The 19,848-nt window shown below is 32.5% G+C and carries 17 protein-coding genes and 1 CRISPR repeat array; all 17 genes read left to right on the top strand.

Annotation, left to right across the window (positions count from 1 at the left end):
- Positions 1 to 378, top strand: a 378-nt coding sequence (locus tag TAGGR_RS08620; RefSeq protein ID WP_173636695.1) for a transposase, incomplete at its 5' end; no start/stop codon positions are given.
- A 34-nt stretch (positions 379 to 412) separates the two neighbouring features.
- Positions 413 to 1,180, top strand: coding sequence for an NAD-dependent deacylase (locus TAGGR_RS08615; RefSeq protein WP_059176957.1), 768 nt, complete (start codon positions 413 to 415; stop codon positions 1,178 to 1,180).
- Positions 1,170 to 1,955 carry a CRISPR-associated endoribonuclease Cas6 gene (cas6, locus tag TAGGR_RS08610; RefSeq protein WP_059176956.1) on the top strand — a complete coding sequence of 262 codons (786 nt, stop codon included), beginning with the start codon at positions 1,170 to 1,172 and terminating at the stop codon, positions 1,953 to 1,955. The genes TAGGR_RS08615 and cas6 overlap by 11 nt, the downstream gene beginning before the upstream one ends.
- 123 nt (positions 1,956 to 2,078) lie before the next feature.
- Complete coding sequence (locus TAGGR_RS08605) at positions 2,079 to 3,779, top strand: TIGR02556 family CRISPR-associated protein (protein ID WP_059176955.1); 1,701 nt, start codon at positions 2,079 to 2,081, stop codon at positions 3,777 to 3,779.
- Positions 3,772 to 4,866: a type III-B CRISPR module RAMP protein Cmr1 gene (cmr1, locus tag TAGGR_RS08600; protein WP_059176954.1), complete on the top strand. Its 1,095-nt coding sequence runs from the start codon at positions 3,772 to 3,774 to the stop codon at positions 4,864 to 4,866. The genes TAGGR_RS08605 and cmr1 overlap by 8 nt, the downstream gene beginning before the upstream one ends.
- Positions 4,859 to 6,049, top strand: a complete 1,191-nt coding sequence (locus TAGGR_RS08595; RefSeq protein ID WP_059176953.1) for an RAMP superfamily CRISPR-associated protein — start codon at positions 4,859 to 4,861, stop codon at positions 6,047 to 6,049. Before cmr1 ends, TAGGR_RS08595 begins: the two co-directional genes overlap by 8 nt.
- Positions 6,037 to 9,222 carry a CRISPR-associated protein Csx11 gene (locus TAGGR_RS08590; RefSeq protein ID WP_059176952.1) on the top strand — a complete coding sequence of 1,062 codons (3,186 nt, stop codon included), beginning with the start codon at positions 6,037 to 6,039 and terminating at the stop codon, positions 9,220 to 9,222. Before TAGGR_RS08595 ends, TAGGR_RS08590 begins: the two co-directional genes overlap by 13 nt.
- 2 nt (positions 9,223 to 9,224) lie before the next feature.
- Positions 9,225 to 10,361 carry an RAMP superfamily CRISPR-associated protein gene (locus TAGGR_RS08585; RefSeq protein WP_059176951.1) on the top strand — a complete coding sequence of 379 codons (1,137 nt, stop codon included), beginning with the start codon at positions 9,225 to 9,227 and terminating at the stop codon, positions 10,359 to 10,361.
- Entirely contained in the window at positions 10,354 to 10,692 is a 339-nt protein-coding gene (locus TAGGR_RS08580; protein ID WP_059176950.1) for a hypothetical protein, read from the top strand. Before TAGGR_RS08585 ends, TAGGR_RS08580 begins: the two co-directional genes overlap by 8 nt.
- 2 nt (positions 10,693 to 10,694) lie before the next feature.
- Positions 10,695 to 11,522, top strand: coding sequence for a hypothetical protein (locus tag TAGGR_RS08575; protein ID WP_059176949.1), 828 nt, complete (start codon positions 10,695 to 10,697; stop codon positions 11,520 to 11,522).
- Between the two features lies 1 nt (position 11,523).
- Positions 11,524 to 12,447, top strand: coding sequence for a type I-B CRISPR-associated protein Cas7/Csh2 (cas7b, locus tag TAGGR_RS08570; protein ID WP_059176948.1), 924 nt, complete (start codon positions 11,524 to 11,526; stop codon positions 12,445 to 12,447).
- Positions 12,448 to 12,456: 9 nt separating this feature from the next.
- Complete coding sequence (gene cas5b, locus TAGGR_RS08565) at positions 12,457 to 13,176, top strand: type I-B CRISPR-associated protein Cas5b (protein WP_059176947.1); 720 nt, start codon at positions 12,457 to 12,459, stop codon at positions 13,174 to 13,176.
- A complete protein-coding gene (locus TAGGR_RS08560) occupies positions 13,151 to 15,493 on the top strand; it encodes a CRISPR-associated helicase/endonuclease Cas3 (protein ID WP_082673627.1) in 2,343 nt (780 codons plus the stop codon). Before cas5b ends, TAGGR_RS08560 begins: the two co-directional genes overlap by 26 nt.
- Positions 15,487 to 16,008, top strand: a complete 522-nt coding sequence (cas4, locus tag TAGGR_RS08555; protein ID WP_059176945.1) for a CRISPR-associated protein Cas4 — start codon at positions 15,487 to 15,489, stop codon at positions 16,006 to 16,008. Before TAGGR_RS08560 ends, cas4 begins: the two co-directional genes overlap by 7 nt.
- Before the next feature lie 55 nt (positions 16,009 to 16,063).
- Positions 16,064 to 16,213, top strand: a complete 150-nt coding sequence (locus TAGGR_RS10520) for a hypothetical protein (RefSeq protein ID WP_201783838.1) — start codon at positions 16,064 to 16,066, stop codon at positions 16,211 to 16,213.
- A gap of 124 nt (positions 16,214 to 16,337) precedes the next feature.
- Positions 16,338 to 17,330, top strand: a complete 993-nt coding sequence (gene cas1b, locus TAGGR_RS08550; RefSeq protein ID WP_059176944.1) for a type I-B CRISPR-associated endonuclease Cas1b — start codon at positions 16,338 to 16,340, stop codon at positions 17,328 to 17,330.
- Entirely contained in the window at positions 17,330 to 17,593 is a 264-nt protein-coding gene (gene cas2 / locus TAGGR_RS08545) for a CRISPR-associated endonuclease Cas2 (protein ID WP_059176943.1), read from the top strand. The genes cas1b and cas2 overlap by 1 nt, the downstream gene beginning before the upstream one ends.
- A gap of 389 nt (positions 17,594 to 17,982) precedes the next feature.
- A CRISPR array of direct repeats spans positions 17,983 to 19,819; the repeat unit is 30 nt; unit sequence GTTGCGAGCCTACCTATGAGGAATTGAAAC.
- Between the last annotated feature and the right edge of the window lie 29 nt (positions 19,820 to 19,848).

The raw sequence follows: 19,848 nt of genomic DNA, 5'->3' as shown, positions 1-19,848 counted from the left end.
TATCTTAGAAAGAAAGATGAAAAGGAATGTCTTTTTGAAGCTAAGAAAATATATAGTGCAGAGAATTTAAGAGAGGCAAAGAGAAACTTTCAGTTATGGGAGAGCAAGTGGGGTAGACTTTATCCTAAAGCAGTAGAGTGCATAAGAAAGAACTGGGAGCAATTGACAGCTTTTTACAAGACTCCGAAGAGTTTATGGAAGAAGTTAAGAACAACAAACATAATAGAGAGGGCATTTAGGGAAGTAAGGCGAAGAACGAGAACTATGAGTTGTTTTAATAATGTTGAAAGTATTGAAAGAATAATTTTTGCAGTGATAAGCCATTTAAACGAAAAATGGAGGAATACACCTATTTATGAATTTACACAAAATTATTGACATTACCACATCTTTTTGATATCTTTTAAAAAGCATGAATTCATCTTATCAGGAAAAAATTAAAAAAGCTTCGCAACTTATTAAAAACTCCACCTATGCTGTGGCATTCACTGGAGCAGGAATTTCTACAGAATCTGGAATACCTGATTTCCGCAGTCCTGGTGGATTGTGGCAGAGGTTCAGGATTGTCACATATCAGGAGTTTATTTATGACAGGCAAGCAAGAGAAGAGTTCTGGAGAATGAAAAAAGAACTCATTCACCAGCTCATAAATGCAAAGCCAAATAATGCCCATATTGCCCTTGCAGAGCTTGAAAAACTGGGAATTATTAAACATGTGATAACGCAGAACATTGATGGACTTCACCAGATGGCTGGTAGCAACAGCGTTATTGAACTTCATGGAAATCAAAGAGGTGCAATATGTCTTGACTGTGAAAAGCTTTATGAAATGGATGAAGTATTACAAATGCTCGCGGAACAGGAGCTTGATTTAAGATGTTATGACTGTGGTGGCATAATAAAGCCAACAGTTGTATTCTTCGGAGAGCCCATGCCTGAAAAAGAACTCATTATGGCACAGCAAATTGCAAATCAATGTGACCTCATGCTTGTAATTGGAACATCTCTTCAGGTTGAACCAGCAGCATCAATACCAAGAATTGCCCATAAAAGGGGTGCAAAGCTCATCTTTATAAATAAGGCAGAAACAGACTGGGACTGGATAGCAGAGATAGTATTTTACGGTAGTGCTGGTCAGGTTTTAAAAGACATTTTATCGGAAACTAAAAATGCGACTTAAAATTAAATTTCATCATCCTGAAAAATCCTTCATCACCCTGCCCTGCCATTACAATGAAGCTGTTCAGGGATTTATCTATCGCCATCTTGAGGCTCACATTGCAAAAAAGATTCATGACAGAGGCTTTAAAGACCCTGAAACAGAAAGAAGATTTAAGTTTTTCACATTTTCAAGGCTCATACCTGATGAAAATACTCAGATTAAAAATGGGAAGATACACCTTTATGGTCAGATAAATTTAGTTATTTGCTCTCCAGTAAATGAATTTATTCAATCCTTTGCGATGAATTTATTGAAAGCTGGAGAATTTGTGCTTGCAGGAGAAAAAATGTTGCTTTCCTCTGTTCAGGTTGAGGCAGTGCCTGAGTATAAAGAGAAAATCTATGTGAAAACTCTTTCTCCAATAACTGTTTACAGCACCCTTAATACCTCTGACGGTCGCAAGAAAACCTACTATTATAGCCCTTTTGAAAGGGAGTTTGAGGAGTTGGTGATTAAAAATTTACAAACAAAACTCAGAATATGGCAGGGAAAGACAGTATTTGAAGGATCAATAAAGCCATACAAAGTTAGCTCAAAAAACCAGAGAATTGTAATTTACAAAAATACTGTAATCAAAGGCTGGGACGGAGTTTTTGAGATGAGCCTGCCAGAGGAACTCTTTTCAATTGCCTTTGATACAGGACTTGGAGCAAAAAACTCCCAGGGCTTTGGCTGCATTGAGGCGTGGAAAGGACTAAAAATAGAAAAGAAGACAAACAAAATAGAATCGTAGACAGAGAAATAAAAACTTGGTATAATTTGAAAAAAATTGTATCATGAAAAAAACTAGCATAATTATGAATATGCAGTGTTATGTTAAGAAGAGTGATCTTACATAAAAGTTAAGGTAAATAAAATGCTTTCAGCAGTTACGGAAATTGGTAGATTGGTATCTCAGCCAAAGGTAAAAATAGAGGGAAAAATAATCTTTATTGTTCTTGGTTCTGACTTATCATTCAAAGGAATTGAACTTGAAGATTTCATCCCAGAAAAAATAGATAAATATCTTTATAAACACGGAGAGAGTAAGGGAAACAGACCATCGCCACTTGCACCAATAAACCCTAAGGAACCCGAAAAGACCTTTGCAAAAATTGCTAATTGGTTTAAGAACTCTAAAAGAACTCTAAATCTTAATGACCAAGAGATTAATATAACAAAGATTGATGATGTATTTGAAAAAGAAAAATCAATAATTTTACAGGAGTTAAAGAATCAAATAAACCAAATAGATAAAAAAACAAACAAATTTCTCTCAGTGAGGATAAGTGGCAAATATCTTGGAGATTTTGAACTTTTTAGAAAAATTTTTGACTTTAACATTTCTCAAAGAATTGGTAAGTCTTCATCTAAAAATAAAGCTTGCTCTATTTGTGGTGAGGTAAAAAACACTGTATCTGCAAGAACATATGTTTACCAATTTGATACTGATGACAAGCCCGGGTTTATAACTGGATTTAAAAAAGAGAACTACTGGAAAAATATTCCAGTATGTCAGGATTGTCGTAATCTGCTTCAGAATGGAAGAAATTTTATTGAAAATAAACTTACCTTTAAGTTTTATGGTCTTAAATATCAATTAATACCAAAAGTTTTATTAAGCAGGTCTGATATTCTAAAAGACATATTAGAAATTTTATCTGATACACATAAAAGCATTTCTCTTAAGGAAAGAATAGCAAAAAGGCTAACAAACGATGAAAATGAAATCCTTGAATATCTTTCTGAAAAGGAAGATGTTATGACTTTAAACTTTCTCTTCCTTAAAAGCCAGCAAAGTGCTGAAAGAATTCTGCTTCTAATAGAAGATGTTTTTCCATCAAGGCTAAAAACTATTTTTGATGCCAAAAGGTGTATAGATACACTTTTCAATGAAGAATTCAATTTTGGGAAAGTTAGAACATTTTTTTATAAATCTGATCAGGATAAAAGAGAGTCCGATCTTGATAAATATTTTCTTGAAGTAGTTGATTCTATTTTTAGAGGCCAGAGGATTGATTTCAATTTTTGGGTTAAGTTTTTCATGCAAAGTATAAGAGAAGATTTTATAAATGATAATTATTATCTTTCAAAAACAAGAGATGCAATGATGTGTATATCATTTTTTGAAAAACTTGGTTTAATAAATTTTGAGGAGGTAGTTATGGAGCAAAATATTTTCGATGAGGTTTTTAATAAATATAAGTTACTGAATACTCCCGAAAAAAGGGGCATATTTTTGCTTGGTGTTCTGACCCAGATGCTTCTTAATAAACAATATTCTGAAAGGGGCTCAAAACCTTTTATGAAAAAACTGAAAAGTCTGAAAATGGATGAAAAGGATATAAAAGCATTGTTGTCAGAGGTTCATAACAAATTGGAAGAATACGATGCCTTTGACAAAGGAAAAAGATTGATTGCCCAGGAAGCATCAAAGTATTTATTGCAGGCTGGCGATAGTTGGAAAATGCCAGTAGATGAGATTAATTTTTACTTTGCCTGTGGTATGAATATGAACGACGAAATTGCTAAAGTTGTGTATAATAATCCTAAGGTTCAGGAGAAGACAAATGAATGAGATGGAAGTAAAAGCAACTTTTAAAACGATAACACCTTTATGGACAGGAGATACCTGGCAGGAGTGTAAAGAAATTAGACCCTCATCTTTGATAGGTAGTTTAAGGTTTTGGTTTGAAACTCTAATGTATTTTGGGGGCGTTTTAAAGGAAGAGCAATTTAACAAAGCTTTAGGAAGATTTGAGAAAGAAGTTGATAGAGAAAAGCTTAAAGATTTTATGAAACACAATGGTAATAATTTAAGCGATATTCTTACGCACTTAGATACAAACCAAAAAATTCCTTTGCCATCTATAATTTTTGGAACTACAAATTGGAAAAGTTTGATAGTGCTAGAGGAAATTAAACATTTAGAAGATTACTGTTTTGGAAATAGATTAAATTTACATTCAAGAATATGTTTTTCTAAATCTGATTTACAAATAAAAGTGGATAATGATTGTCCTAAAAAAAGTAATAAGAATTTTTCAGTTTTTTACTTGTCTCAACCTTATTTTTTCGGAAAATTTGAGGTAATTTTTAAAGTTTCAGAAGAAATATTAGACTCAATTTTTTATCCACTGCTTACATTTATGGATAAGTATGGATATTGGGGTGGAAAGTGGAGTATAGGATATGGAAGGTTAAGAGTGGAAAAAATAGAAATTAAAAATGAAAATACTACCGGGTATGAGGAAAATAAGGAGTGGCAAAAAAAGGAATTCAATTTAGCACATTTTGGGTTATTCACATTTAAATTAGAAAATGGAGAAAATCCTTTGATTAAAAGGGTTATCAATTTTAATGAATTATTAAATCAAGAAAAAATAGTAAAGATTTTAGATTCTTGTGCTCGAAATAATGATTTAAAAGAAGTTATAGAAGAATTAATTAAGCAAAAAAGTCAGGAAAGGAAAAATATCACAGACCAAAAAGATAGGCATTACAAATTTGGTAAAACAGGAAGAATTGAAGGTGAAGACTTACCACAAGGTTCTAAAATTCTTCCTTTTATTGAAGAAGATAATGGACAATATAAAGGTGGGTTTTTATCAATTACAGGTTTGCTTAACTTAGAAAATTCTTCTCAAGGTGATAAAAATGGCTAAATTTGAAGCTTTATTAAAAATTAATCCCCAAAAAGTTGAAAATCTATCTGAATATATAACTTATTGTAAATACTATTTTAAACCGAAATCAAAATCAAAAGTAGAATCATATGAAAATATAGAGAAATTAAAGCAAGATTTTCCTATTGTGCATAGAAATATACTTAGTGATTCAAAATACAAAAAAAATGATACTTTAAAAGATTTTCCGCTAAATTGGCTTAAATATGAAATAATTGGTAATTCTAAAATTAAAACATTTGAAAATGATTCTAATCTTAAAAACAGCAAACAAATTTCAGGAATCTATGGAAACACTAATGATTTACAAGCATATATTAACAATCTTCCAAAATATTCTTTTGCAATTTGGTTTAAATTTAAATTAAAAACACCTTATTTCTCAAAAGACGATGATGAATTTTATATTATCCAGAACCCAATTTTAAAGGAAGCTAATTTTAAAGTTCCTATGGTGAGAGGTTCTTCCTGGAAAGGAGCATTAGCCCATGCTTTTAGAGAGTTATTGGGAGAAAAAGAAAAAATAGAAAGTTTTTTAAGAATTTTTGGAGCAGGTTCTGAAAGTATTAAAGCTTTAGAAAGTTATCTTTTTGATAAATCCAAAGATTTAAAGAAGACCCAAGAGCATCTGTTAGAGTTTATACTTTTTGAATTAGGATTAAAAGTAGATAAAGTTTTAATAGAAAAAATTAAAAAAATAAAAAATAAAGAAGAAGTTTTAAATATTTTGGGTAGTAAACTATCTCAAAAATTGAGTGAAAACAAAAAACATTTACCATTGGAATTTCAAACACACAAAGGAAGGGCAATTTTTTATCCAACTTATTTTGATAGGCTCACATTTGAAATAATTAATCCCCACGACAGAAGAAAGAGAGCAGGAACTAATCCAATTCATTACGAAGTCGTTCCAAAAGGAACTGAAGGAATTTTTCAGTCAATTTACATTCCTTTTGATGGGATATTAAAAGATAATAACGAATTAAAAAATGAGGTTAACAAGGATTTAAATAATTTATGCGAAGCTTTTGAGATTTTGACCGAAATTGGAATTGGAGCAAAAACAAAACTCGGCTGGGGAAGGTTTAAAATAGAAGATAAAAAGGTTTGTGTAAATTCAGATTTAGAAATTCCTGAAAGGTGGACAAAATGTCAGGATTAGATTTGAAAAGGCTTAGACAAAATAAGGATGAAATTTTAAAAGCAGAAATAGGAGCACTGCTTTTTAATTTAGGAAAAACTCATATAGGCTTTTGGAAAAGCAAAAAAGATGAAAATGGAAATGAAATATCTTATTTTTCTATAGATGAAAATAGTTTTAAAAACATATATGGTTTTGAAATATTTAGTAATTATAAAGATTATTATAATTCACCATTTGAAAAAGAATTAGAAAAATTTAGTTTAAAAGATTTTATTTTTAGACAAGAAGTTAATTTAAGGTATATCGGGAGCGAGGAAATAAATTGGATAGAGTTTTTTAAGGGAGGTTCTTCAGAAAAAGATTTCATTAAAAAAATATTTTTTAGAGGCTGTGAAAATATAAACTCCGGTATTGATAAAGGTGTGCCAAAAGAACAAACAAAGCCGCCACTTTGGCTTTCCAATGCTTTTGGGAGTTTTAAAAAAATAATAGAAGAAAACGATTTTGACGAAGAAAGACAATGTTTTTTTCAAAAACTGTATGATTTTTTAAATACAAAAAATTATTTAGTAAATCCAGATTGGGTAGAGATTAGGAATTTTATATTAAAAGAAATCAAAAAGTGGTATTCAAATTTACTAAGTGATAGCAGATTTCCTATAAATGATGTTTCATTGTGGGACCAGGCTTACATGACAGCCTCAATGTTTAAAGCGGTTTTAGCAAATTTATTTTTAGACAATTCCAACTTAAGTAATTACCAGCCAAATCCTTCAACAATTAGATGGCGTATATTAGGTATTCAATACGACAAACTTGGACTTGCTGAAAAAGGCTTTAAGCTTGCCTCTATTAGTTGGTACAGGGAAACAGTTAAAGAAATAGATGGTAAAATAAAGGAAATGTTAGAAGTTGAGTATCCAATTGGTAATGAAATTTACAGAGATGAAACAGGAATTTATTTTATCGTTGGAGAAAATTTAGGAAAAGATAATGGTGATTTTGCTAAATTAGTAGATGATTTAAAAGAGATAAAAGATAAGATTATCAATATATTCAAGCAAGAACTTAAAGGAGAAATTTATCCAGTTATAGTTCTAACTAAAGCTTCCAGAGGCTTAATGAATTTAGGCTTTTTATTAAATAAGGCTAAAGAAAACTTTTTAAAAAATGAAAATATTAATTACAATACTTATGATTTAAATCCATCTGACCCTCAGAAAGGAAAAGCTATTGGAATTTGTCCATTATGTAAAATTCGCCTCATTTATGAAGAAGATAAGCAAAAAAACAATTCACCAACAATATGTGAAGTTTGTGATGACAGAATCCACCATAAACAAGTAGAAAAATGGATATCAAATCTTGGTTCAGAAACTATTTGGACAAGTGAGATAAAAGATAAAAATGATAGAATTGCTTTAATCTCTCTTAAGTTTGAACTTAAGGATTGGTTGAATGGAAACATGCTAAATACTTTGGTTTTGCAATCTAATGTAGATTTTAATAAGGATCTACTTAACTTAAAAAAAGAGTTAATTAATATTTTTAAAAATGACCAAGATAAAAAAGTTAAAGAAACAGTCTTAAGAAATTATACTGACAACGCACTTTATGGACTTAAAATAAAAAGCAATAAAATTATTGAATCTATCTTACTGGAACGGTCTATTGGTCATGAGTGGGAAGATTTTATTAAAACCAGTCTATCAGATTCTAATCTAATAAATTTTGAGAAAAGAGAAATTCAATGGAAAAATTTGACAGACCAAGATATAGAATTTTTAGCAACTATCCTACTTCAATTCCTGCTCCGCAAAAATCCTTCTCCTGCAAGACTTAGAAGAATTTGGGAAACTACACAGGAATTTTTTGAGAATTTAAAAAAGGAGGTTTTGGACAATAATGCATTACATATCCCAGATTGGAGAAGAAAAAGAGTAGTTTTTGAAGTTGATTACACTGATGAATTAAAACAAAACATCAAAGAAACTGGCGAAGAGTTAGAAGGTGAAGGTTTTCTTTTCTGGGCACAACCCAGTGAAGATAAAAGTAAAGTTAACATTTATTTGATAACTTCAATAAAAGATTTTATTGAGAAATTTGGGATTAAAGAATTAAAAGAAAGAATATTTAAAAATGAGAATTTTGATATTAGTAAAGAATCATTTGAGAGTTTTAATATTAAGCTTAGAAAATATTCAGAAAGAGAAAACAAAGGCGAAGGAAACACAATTTTAGAACTAACTAAAGATAATATAAAAGAAATTCAAGAATATAAACTTTATGCTTCCATCACAGATCCAACGCCTATTGACTGGCAAGTTATAATTCCTGCCGAATGTGTTCCAAAATTCATTGATTTAGTTACGGATAAATACGATAAAGAGTTTAAATATGTATATGGAAAATTGCCAATTCACATTGGGATAATTGTCCAGGATTATAAAAAACCATTATACATTGGAATAAATGCCCTAAGAAAAATACAAAGAGATATGAAAAATACAGATAACCTTTACATTCAAGAAAAAGTTTCAGATTTTTGTATAAAATTAAAGAAAAAATTATCTTATGCAACCGAAGAAGAACGATTAAATAATACAGAGGCCTATTACTCTCTTTATTGGGACAATCCTAATAACAAAGACTATCATTTTTACATAAAACCTGACAAAAACTGGAAAAAATGGATTAGCACATTAGATAAATTTGGTCATAACGATAAAATTTATTTTATTCCTAATACTTTTGACTTTGAATTTATGGACACAAATACAAGAAGAAACGATATTTATTATGATACAACAAATTATAAGAGAATTCTTAAATTAAAATCTAACAGACCTTATGAAATAGAGGAATATTGGGAAAAATTTAAGATATTTAAAGAAATTTTTAGTGATAAAGCATCTTCTTCTAAATTGCATAAACTAATTAGCCTTATATATGAAAAAATTCAAGACTTTGATGAAAATTATGCTTACCTTTTAAAATCAGCCTTCATAAACATATTAGAGTTAAACAAAAACCAAGACTTAAGAAAAGGAGTTTGTAAAATATTAGATATAGAAGATATAGACGAAAATAACTTTGAAAGAGAACTGATTGAAAAGCTAAAAGAAAAAGAAAATTTATATCTATTTTTAGATATGTTTGAATTCGGGCATAAAGCTTTGAAGGAGGTTTAAAAATGAGCCAGCAACAAAATAATCAGTTAGTAAAAGAAATTAAAATCTTTGCTTTAACTCAAGACCCTATTTACATTGGAACAGGTGGATATACAATAGGAAGAGTTGATAATACAATTGTAAGAGATCCTATTACAAATGTGCCGAAAATTCCTGGAAGCAGTTTAGCTGGGACTTGGAGATATTATGTAGCTCTTGAACTTCAAAGTCATTTCAAAGATGAATTCAGAGTAAATCTTAAAAGTAGGATTAAAAAAAACATTGATGAATTACTCAATAGTCCAAAAGATTGGATGAAATTTGAAGGGAATAAATTTGCAAAAATAAAATGTGCTGGGCAAGATGATTTGCCAAATAAAACTTTAGATGAATCAAAGAGTGAGGAATCTGGTCATTGCGGGTATTGCATAGTTTGTAAAGGTTTTGGATTTTCAAAAAAAGATTTAAGCTGGCAAGGACAGATATATTTTATTGATTTAAACATACTATTTTTCCCAGTTTTTACAATGAAAGGGACAAAATGGATAACTACGGCTTCCAAACTTAAAGAAATTGGATTAAACAGTATAAGCTCTCCTGCTGATGAAAATAAAATAAAAACCAATAATGGAAACGAAGGACATTTAAACTTAGGCTGGCTTTATTTAGAAATCGAAGGAACTCATTCCATAAGGAATGAGAATTTGGCTTGCTTTAATTTTGGTAATTTTCAATTAAACCCAGAAGATATAGTTATTGTTCCTGAAAGTTTGTTTTCGCATATTGTAAACTCAAATCTTGAAGTTAGAACGTCTGTCTCAATTGACCCAATAACAGGTGCCGCAAAAGAAGGGGCTTTGTTTACAAGCGAAGCAATTCCAAGAGGAACAATTCTCTATGGATGTATAAGAATTTTTGATAAACTGGCTATTAAAGGAATAGATTGTAAAATTGCCCCTCTACCATCAATCAATCATTTAGAACAAGCACTTAACGATAGCAAACATTTTTACGAAACATTGGGAATTGGAGGGATGACAACCCGAGGTTTTGGAAGATTGAAAATTATTTTACTGGGTATAAATTCTACCGAAAAGCGTGAAAATGAAGGTAATACTAAAAGTTCAACAAACCATACAGGAGGTGATAAAAGTGAATAACATAGAAGCAGTAATTAGCAAAGCATCTTTTGAAATAGTAAAAGAGAAGATTCTTGATGAAAATCAAATTAACAAATTATTAGGAATTTTATCTACTGATGGAGTTTATGCTATGTGGGTTTATGCAAAATCTCAAAAAGATATTGATGAAAAAAAACTTTTGGAAAAATTAAAAGAGATTTTGAGTATAGGGAAACCATTGCCAAATGATAATTATGACGAATATTTTCAAAGTGTTTCTGAAGATCTGCCTAAACTCCTTTTCCTAAAACAGCTTCTTGAAAAAACTCTAATTTATGCTCGTTATCATGCAAGAGCAATGGGAGATTAAAAATGCTGTGGTATAAACTTGTTTTTAAACAAAATCAGCAAATTCATATAGGTTCATTAAATTGGGGAGTAATAAACGAAACTGAAATCTTTATCCCAGGTTGGACTATTTGGGGTGCATTAACAAAAGCTTATAATATCTTCAATAATCATCCATTGTCTGCAAATCAGGCTCTTTTTGAAACTATAACCTGTTTCTATCCATGTTTTGACAAGGATGGTAATAGTGTTTTATTCCCAAATTATAAAGATGGGCAATTTTACCTTGGAGAACTATCTGAAAATGAGTTTAGATTAGAATTTACAGATGTCCTTATATCCACTGCAGTTTATCCAGTTTCACGACAGGCTAAAGATGGAACACTCCATGAAACAGAATTTATATTGCCTATGGGCAAAAAGATTACTTCAAATGATAAATCAAGGCAACTATATTGGGTCGGTTTGGTGAGATTAAATGAAGTGGAAACAAATGATTTTTTTAAAAAAGGGAGAAAAATTTGGGTGGGTGGCGAGCAGAGATATGGATATGGAGAACTTGTATTAGAAAAAAAAGTAGAGGAAATTTCTGATCTTTCAGAATGGCAATTAAACGAAGATGCGTCTTTTAAAGTTGAGAATTCTAACTTACCTCTTAAAAATTACTTAGCTTTTACTTCAGAAGTCATCTTTGAAGGAGAAATAAAACCTCTTGCTGAATTTGATTTTCAAGAAAATACACCAAAAATTAAGGATGCACAATATTATATCAATGTTGGAAGTAAAGTTAATATAAAAAATTCAATAAAATTTATTCTCAAAAAAGGAAAACTAATAAAACAAGGAGGTTAAAATGCCGGAAATAGTCAAAAACCGTTCAGAAATTTTATTTCTTTATGATGTTAAGGATGCCAATCCAAATGGTGATCCCGTTGATGAAAATAAGCCAAGGATTGACGAGGAGACAGGAGTAAACATCGTTACTGATGTAAGATTAAAAAGGACTATCAGGGATTATTTGCACGATTACAAAGGTCAAGAAATTTTTATTCGCGAAATCAGAAAAGAAGATGGAAATCTCAAGACAAAAGAAGAAAGGTTGAACGACTTTCCTGATGCTTCCATAATTGAAAGATGCATTGACATTCGTCTTTTTGGCTCTACCACTGCTGTGGAAAATAAAACAATTACTCTTACAGGACCAGTTCAATTCAAATATGGAAGGTCTTTACACAAAGTTGACCTAACCTATGTCAAAGGCACTACTGTTATGCCCTCTGCGACTGGTAAACAACAAGGCACCTTTACAGAACGTTATATCCTTCCCTATTCTTTAATTGTTTTTTATGGGGTTGTAAATGAAAATGCTGCGAAAACACAAAACATTCCGCTCACCAATGAAGATGTTGATTTAATGATTGAAGGAATGTGGAACGGCACAAAAAACCTTATCTCAGGTTCAAAGTTCGGTCAGATGCCAAGACTTCTTATGCAGATTGTTTATAAAGAAGGACAAAATTTTCACATCGGGGAGCTTGATAAACTCATTTCTCTAAAAAAATCAGAAAAATCAGAAATTCCTGATGAAGCTATAAGGGATATTTCAGAAGTAAAAATAGATATAACCGAGCTTCTGAATACTCTTGATAAATATAAGGAAAGAATAGAAAAAATCAGAATAAAGGTTGATGATAGGGTAAAGTTTCTCAAGAATGGTGGAGAAATAGATTTAAAAAGTGCCTTAAGTGGTTTCACCGTAGAGGAACTCAGTTTTTAGGGTTTAACTATGAAGGTGCTTGTTTTTGACTTATATGGCGATTTTGCTCATTTCAGAAAATACTACACTACTACTTCTCCTCTTACCTTTTCTTTTCCACCTCCACCAACACTCGCAGGCATATTAGGCGCTATATATGGAGCTCAGAAAAATGAGTATTTAAATATTTTTGGATATGAAAATTGTAAAATCGCTTTAAGAATATTGAATCCAATAAAAAAAGTGCGAATGGGAATAAATCTTATAAACACTAAAGATAACAAATACTTTCTTCTTATCAAAAAGAAAAATCACGAGCCACATACCCAGATATTCACAGAATTTGTTAAATCTCCAAGATATAGAATTTATGTTTCACACTCTGATAAAAAAGTTTTTGATAAACTCGTTACAATGCTTCAATCACATCAATCGTTCTATACAGTATCTTTAGGATTAAGTGAGCTTCTTGCGGGTTTTAATTTTGTTGGAGTATATGAAGCTCAAGAAAAACAAAAGGAAAAAGTAGAAATAAGTAGTGTTATCTCAATTAGTAACCTTATAGAAAAAGGCATAGAAATACAACCAGAGAGAAAATATTTTAAAGAAAAAATACCGATAAAAATGACTCAAGAAAGAATAGTGGAAATTTATGAAGATATTATCTATGAGCTAGATGGTAAAACTATCAAGGCTTCTTTAAAAACTCTTTATTGTCTTGAGAATGGAGAAAATATCACTTTCTTCTAATTTATACTCCCATCCAGATAAATTGCTGGAAGACCATTTAGTTAATGTCGCTCGCTTAATGAATCTTTTTCTATCGGAAAAACCTTTATCTATTCAAAATGAACTTAAGGAAATTGCACGCATAATTGGACTCACCCACGATATAGGTAAGGCAACCAGCTATTTCCAAGAGTATCTTTTTGCAGAAGATCCGAAAAAGTCAAAGTTAAAGTCAGAATATTCTGCCCACAGTCTTTTTTCTGCTGTATGCACATATTTTTTGGTGAAAGAATTTTGTCAAAGAACAGATAATAAAAATGAACTTTTACCACTTTTTGCCTACATTGTTGTAAGAAGGCATCATGATGATCTGATAGATGTAATGGATGAATTGTCTTTATTTGATAGTAAAAATCTTCAAATACTGCACGAACAATTGAATAGTATTGACGATACTTCTTTTTCGGTGCTATGTAAAATCCTTTATCAGCAAGGAATCCCTGTTTTAATTAATAAAAAGATGCTCCATGATTGGTTTAATGGATTTGGAGATGAACTGAAACAATACAGAAAATTATTAAGAAAAGCGAGAGATTTAACGCGGTATCTTACTTTAAATCTTCTTTATTCATTGCTTCTTGATGCAGATAAAAGCGATGTAGTAATTGGAAATTTAAACATTCCAGAGAGAAAAGACTACGATGAAAAAGAATGGATTGATAATTATATAACTAATCTGCCAGTAACTTCTAAAATAAATGAGCTTAGAAATGAAGCTTACAGGGAAGTAAACGGAAAAATTGTTGATTCAACCCGACAGAAAATTTATTCCATAAACCTCCCCACTGGATTCGGGAAAACCTTAACAGGTTTTTCTTTCGCTTTAAAATTAAAAAATGAGCTTAAAAAGAATTGTATCAATCCAAGGATAATTTACTCCTTACCTTTTCTTAGCATAATAGAACAAAATTACCATGTCATTGAAAAAGTGCTTGAAATAAACAGAATTCTCCCAAATTCTGATGTTATTTTAAAGCATCATCATCTTTCAGAAATTTTTTACAAAACCCATGAAAAAGAATATACATCAGGAGAAGCAGAAATATTAATAGAAGGATGGAACGCAGAAATAATAATAACTACTTTTATTCAATTATTCCATACCTTGTTCTCCAATAGAAACAGCAGCTTACGAAAATTTCACCGTTTAACTAACTCAATTATTATACTTGACGAAATACAAGCTATACCTATCAAATACTGGAACCTAATAAAGACAATACTCACACTTCTTGCAGAGAAATTTAATACCCATATTATCCTGATGACCGCTACAGAGCCATTGATATTTAATAAACAAGAAATATTGAGTATGACAGAAGCGTCTAAATACTATGACAAAATTGATAGGATAGAACTAATTTCTGAGGTTAACAATCCTTTTAAAATTGAACAACTTATCGACCAAATTGATGAGAATCAAAAATGTTCTAAACTATTTATTTTTAACACAATTTCATCAGCTAAAAATTTCTATTATCTTATTAAAGATACTTCTATATCAAAGACCTTTCTGAGCGCCCATATTGTTCCAGTAGAAAGGCAAAAAAGAATTGACGAGATTAGAAAAGGAAAATATAAATTAGTTGTTTCCACTCAGCTTGTGGAGGCAGGGGTGGATATAGACTTTGACATTGTATATAGAGACATTGCTCCTTTAGACAGTATCATACAGTCTGCTGGAAGATGTAATAGAAATGCTATTAATAAAAAAGGACTTGTAAAAGTCTTTAGCTTAATTGATGAAAAAGGTAGACGCTATGCATCTTATATTTATGATGCCGTTTTGCTTGACATAACAGAGAAATTATTATCTGCTCAAACTATTTTTAAAGAAAAGGAGCTTTTCCATTTACTTGATAAATATTTTCAGCAAACTGCTGAAAAACTGAATCAAACAGAATCCTCAGAAATTTTAGAAGCGGTTGCCAAACTAAAATATGACAAACAAAACTCGGATGAGTTGGCAATCTCTGATTTTAGATTGATACAGGAAGATTATCCCAAAATAGATGTATTTATTGAATATGATGAAACTGCAGTAAAAGTCTGGAGGGAATTTGAAAAAATTAAAATGATAAAAAACATTTTTGAACGGAAAAAAGAATTCTTGCAAATACGCAAAGATTTTTACAATTATATAATCTCTGTTCCAGCAAATACCGAAAATCTGCCTCCCAAAATTATGGATACTTACTATATATCTAAAAATCAACTTGAAGATTATTATGATCAAGAAACGGGATTTAAAACTAAAGCAGAGTTGTTGTTATGGTAAATTCATTGCATCTTCAAGGCACCCTCATATGGTACTACTACATCTGTCCCCGGGAGGTATGGCTCATGAGCAGACATCTTGAACCATATCAGGGAAATCCTTTTATTGAGATTGGAAGGCTTATTTCTGAAGAGGCATACAAAAGAGACAGAAAGGAGATAATGCTTCAGACTCCTGAGCAGACTGGTGGAATGGTCATAGACCTCATTAAAACTGAAGGAGAAGATATAGTTGTTGGAGAAATCAAGAAAAGCTCTCGTTTTGAAAAATCTGCAATGATGCAACTTGCCTATTATCTGATGAGGCTTAAAAACCTCGGCATTCATGCAAAAGGACTGTTACTTTTTCCTAAAGAGAAAAAGAAAATTGAGATAGCACTCACAGAGGAGCTTGAAAATGAACTCATTGAGGCACAGAATGAGATAAAGCGAATCATTGCACTTCCCATACCACCTCAGCCAAAAATGATAAGATACTGCAAGAAATGTGGTTATCAAGAGCTTTGCTGGTCTTAATTTATACGATAATTTTGGTATTGCTATTTTAAAATTCTCGTGCTAAAATGTAAACTTGATAAAAAGAAAGCTTCTTGATGAATTAAGAAAACACATCAAAAAGCCTGAAATTACTCTCATTGTTGGTCCAAGACAGGCAGGGAAAACAACTATAATGAAAGCTCTTGAGGAAGAGCTAAGAAGAGTTGGTGCGAAGCTTTATTGAAAGATACGCTCCTTACAGGGAGCTAATTATCAATCTCTCCCTTTATGAAAAAAGCAGGATAAATAATACCGATGTTATCACCATGACTTTTTACAGGCTTTTTGAGTATAATTTAACATAACTTATGAAAAAGTCCATTTACATCTTCTCTGATGGTGAAATTAAAAGAAAAGACAACACCCTTTATTTTGAAACAGAGGATGGAAGAAAATACATCCCGGTTGAAAACACTCAGGAAATATTAATATTTGGCGAAGTCACTATAAACAAGCGCTTACTTGAATTTCTTACAGAAAGCGAGATAATAATGCACTTCTTCAACTACTATGGCTACTATGTGGGTTCATTTTATCCAAGAGAGCATCTCAACTCAGGCTATATGATTCTTAAACAGGCAGAACACTATCTTGACCATAAAAAAAGAATCATACTGGCTACAAAATTTGTATCAGGAGCCATTGAAAACATCAAACGGGTGCTCATCTACTATGCAAACAGGGGAAAGCCTCTCAATGAAACTGTTGACAGAATAAATTCAATAGCCCGGTCAATTGAAGACTGCGAAAGCACGGAAGAGCTTATGGCAGTGGAGGGAAATATCCGTGATGAGTATTATCAAGCCTTTGACATTATCCTTGACAGTGAACACTTTGTGTTTGAGACAAGAACAAAGAGGCCACCCAAAAACCGGCTTAACGCACTCATCAGCTTTGCAAACTCACTTGTCTACACAACATGCCTCAGTGAGATTTATCATACCCATCTTGACCCAAGAATAGGATATTTACATACAACCAACTTTAGAAGATTTACCCTTAATCTTGATGTTGCTGAAATTTTTAAACCTATAATTGCAGACAGGGTTATATTCAACCTGGTAAATAAGGGCATTATAAAGTCTCAACACTTTGAGAAAAAACTTGATGGCATTGTATTAAACGATAAGGGAAAACAACTTTTAATACAGCAGATGGATGAAAGACTTCGTAGCACAATTCAGCATAAGAGGCTTGGCAGACACGTGTCCTATCGGCAGTTAATAAGGCTTGAACTTTACAAAATTCAGAAACATCTTATGGAAGAAGAGGAATACAAACCTTTTCAGACTGGCTGGTAATGAAAGTCATACTGGTATACGATATAAATGAAAAAAGAGTGGCGAAAGTGCTTAAGATATGCAGAAAATATCTTCACTGGGTTCAGAACTCTGTTTTTGAAGGAGAGATTTCTGAGGCAAAGCTTGTAAAACTCAAGATGGAACTAAAAAAAATAATTAATGAAAATGAGGATTCCGTAATAATTTACACATTCAGGTCTGCATGGTATACAAACAGAGAGACAATGGGAGTTAAAAAAGGAGGAGAAGAGTTGATAATTTGAACCTTGAACTTTGAACTTTGAACCTTGAACTTTGAACTTTGAATAGCCCGCAGGGCTGTTGCCCGAAGGGCTGTTTGAACCTTGAACTTTGAATATTAAACACGCCACAGGCGTTGTGGTTCAGTCCGAGCCTGCGGAGCACCGAAGGGAATATCAAAACCTGAGCACTGTAAGCTCCATTTCATTTGTTATTCCAAGCCTGCGGAGCAGGCGAGAAATCTCCTCCTTATAGAAAAATTAAATTTTCGTCTATCTCCAATAATGTAAAAAACCCTGAGGTGCGACGACAAAATTTTTCTTGAAAAATCAATAAAATTTTGATAAAATTAATAAAAATTCAAACGATCATTGACAAGGCGACTTTCTTGATTTTATTATATTTTTACATGGTTGCGAGCCTACCTATGAGGAATTGAAACAGTACCCACTGGTGCATCAACTATGGCTACTGCCCTGTTGCGAGCCTACCTATGAGGAATTGAAACAAATCGTTTGATTTTGATTAAAATTCGTTTGATTCTGTTGCGAGCCTACCTATGAGGAATTGAAACCCTTGTATTTTGCGAGGATATCCTCTCCTTCTACTGTTGCGAGCCTACCTATGAGGAATTGAAACCAAGTTGCGAGGTGATTTCTGATGACTGCATTGCCTGGTTGCGAGCCTACCTATGAGGAATTGAAACTGTTTTAGAACTATTCCGTCTTGAATCGCTTGGAGTAGTTGCGAGCCTACCTATGAGGAATTGAAACAGGATTTTGTATTTTAAAAATATGTCTTACCAGCCCCTGTTGCGAGCCTACCTATGAGGAATTGAAACTACAGTTGAATCAGGAACTATCAAAATCCTTCCAGGTTGCGAGCCTACCTATGAGGAATTGAAACTAAACCCACAAGTCAAGAATCTCGTTTCTCGGTCTGATGTTGCGAGCCTACCTATGAGGAATTGAAACATTTGATACTGCTGCATCATATCCATTTAAGATTCCCCAGGTTGCGAGCCTACCTATGAGGAATTGAAACTTGTTGGAGTTGAAAATAAGCCAATTTTTCTATTCCAGGTTGCGAGCCTACCTATGAGGAATTGAAACAGCCGAGAGAAGATCATGTCTTTTGCAGTTGATACTCCGGTTGCGAGCCTACCTATGAGGAATTGAAACAGGCTATTCACTGAAGTAATCCAGAAAATGAGTTCAGTTGCGAGCCTACCTATGAGGAATTGAAACTGAACTCATAGACTTTCTTTGTCATGTACCCAGAGTGTTGCGAGCCTACCTATGAGGAATTGAAACTAAATTTTTGGATTTTTAAGCTCAGCCTTTACCTCCGTGTTGCGAGCCTACCTATGAGGAATTGAAACTCGGATACCATGTGGATTTCCATAGATGCTTACTGTGTTGCGAGCCTACCTATGAGGAATTGAAACTATATTGTCCTGAGCGATAGTAAAAGCCATAAAAATGTTGCGAGCCTACCTATGAGGAATTGAAACACGGATATTGTGGATTGTCCTGCCATAAAAGTCCCATAGTTGCGAGCCTACCTATGAGGAATTGAAACCATATACATCTACCTCAACCCTCTGCACTCCATACACGTTGCGAGCCTACCTATGAGGAATTGAAACTATTTCCTGCTCCTATATGAAGCACATCTTTTTGACATGTTGCGAGCCTACCTATGAGGAATTGAAACCCTTTTTCCTCTATCGTATAACTTACAGGTTTCACTAGTTGCGAGCCTACCTATGAGGAATTGAAACAGTAAAGAGGAATTTGAAAAAGCGTTTATGAATGAGTTGCGAGCCTACCTATGAGGAATTGAAACGTTGATAAGGAGAGGAGTAGGTTACAGAAGCAGAATTGTTGCGAGCCTACCTATGAGGAATTGAAACTGCATTTGATAGATGTAAAAAATATTATGCATTTGTATGTTGCGAGCCTACCTATGAGGAATTGAAACTACTCATTCCATTCCCACACCCCTCTATCACACTTAGTTGCGAGCCTACCTATGAGGAATTGAAACAGGACACCGAGTGGAAGTTGGATGAAGTTCAGAGCAGAGTTGCGAGCCTACCTATGAGGAATTGAAACATAAAATGTGCCCTTTTATGTCAAGTGGAGAAAATGGTTGCGAGCCTACCTATGAGGAATTGAAACTTGGGAAAAGATATACAAACCCCTGCGGTGAGTAAGGTTGCGAGCCTACCTATGAGGAATTGAAACACAAAGAAGCGTATCAGTATGCACCTGTT

It is taken from the genome of Thermodesulfovibrio aggregans (assembly GCF_001514535.1).
In the GTDB taxonomy this organism is placed as follows: Bacteria; Nitrospirota; Thermodesulfovibrionia; order Thermodesulfovibrionales; family Thermodesulfovibrionaceae; genus Thermodesulfovibrio; species Thermodesulfovibrio aggregans.
This window is presented reverse-complemented; position numbering and strand designations above follow the sequence as displayed.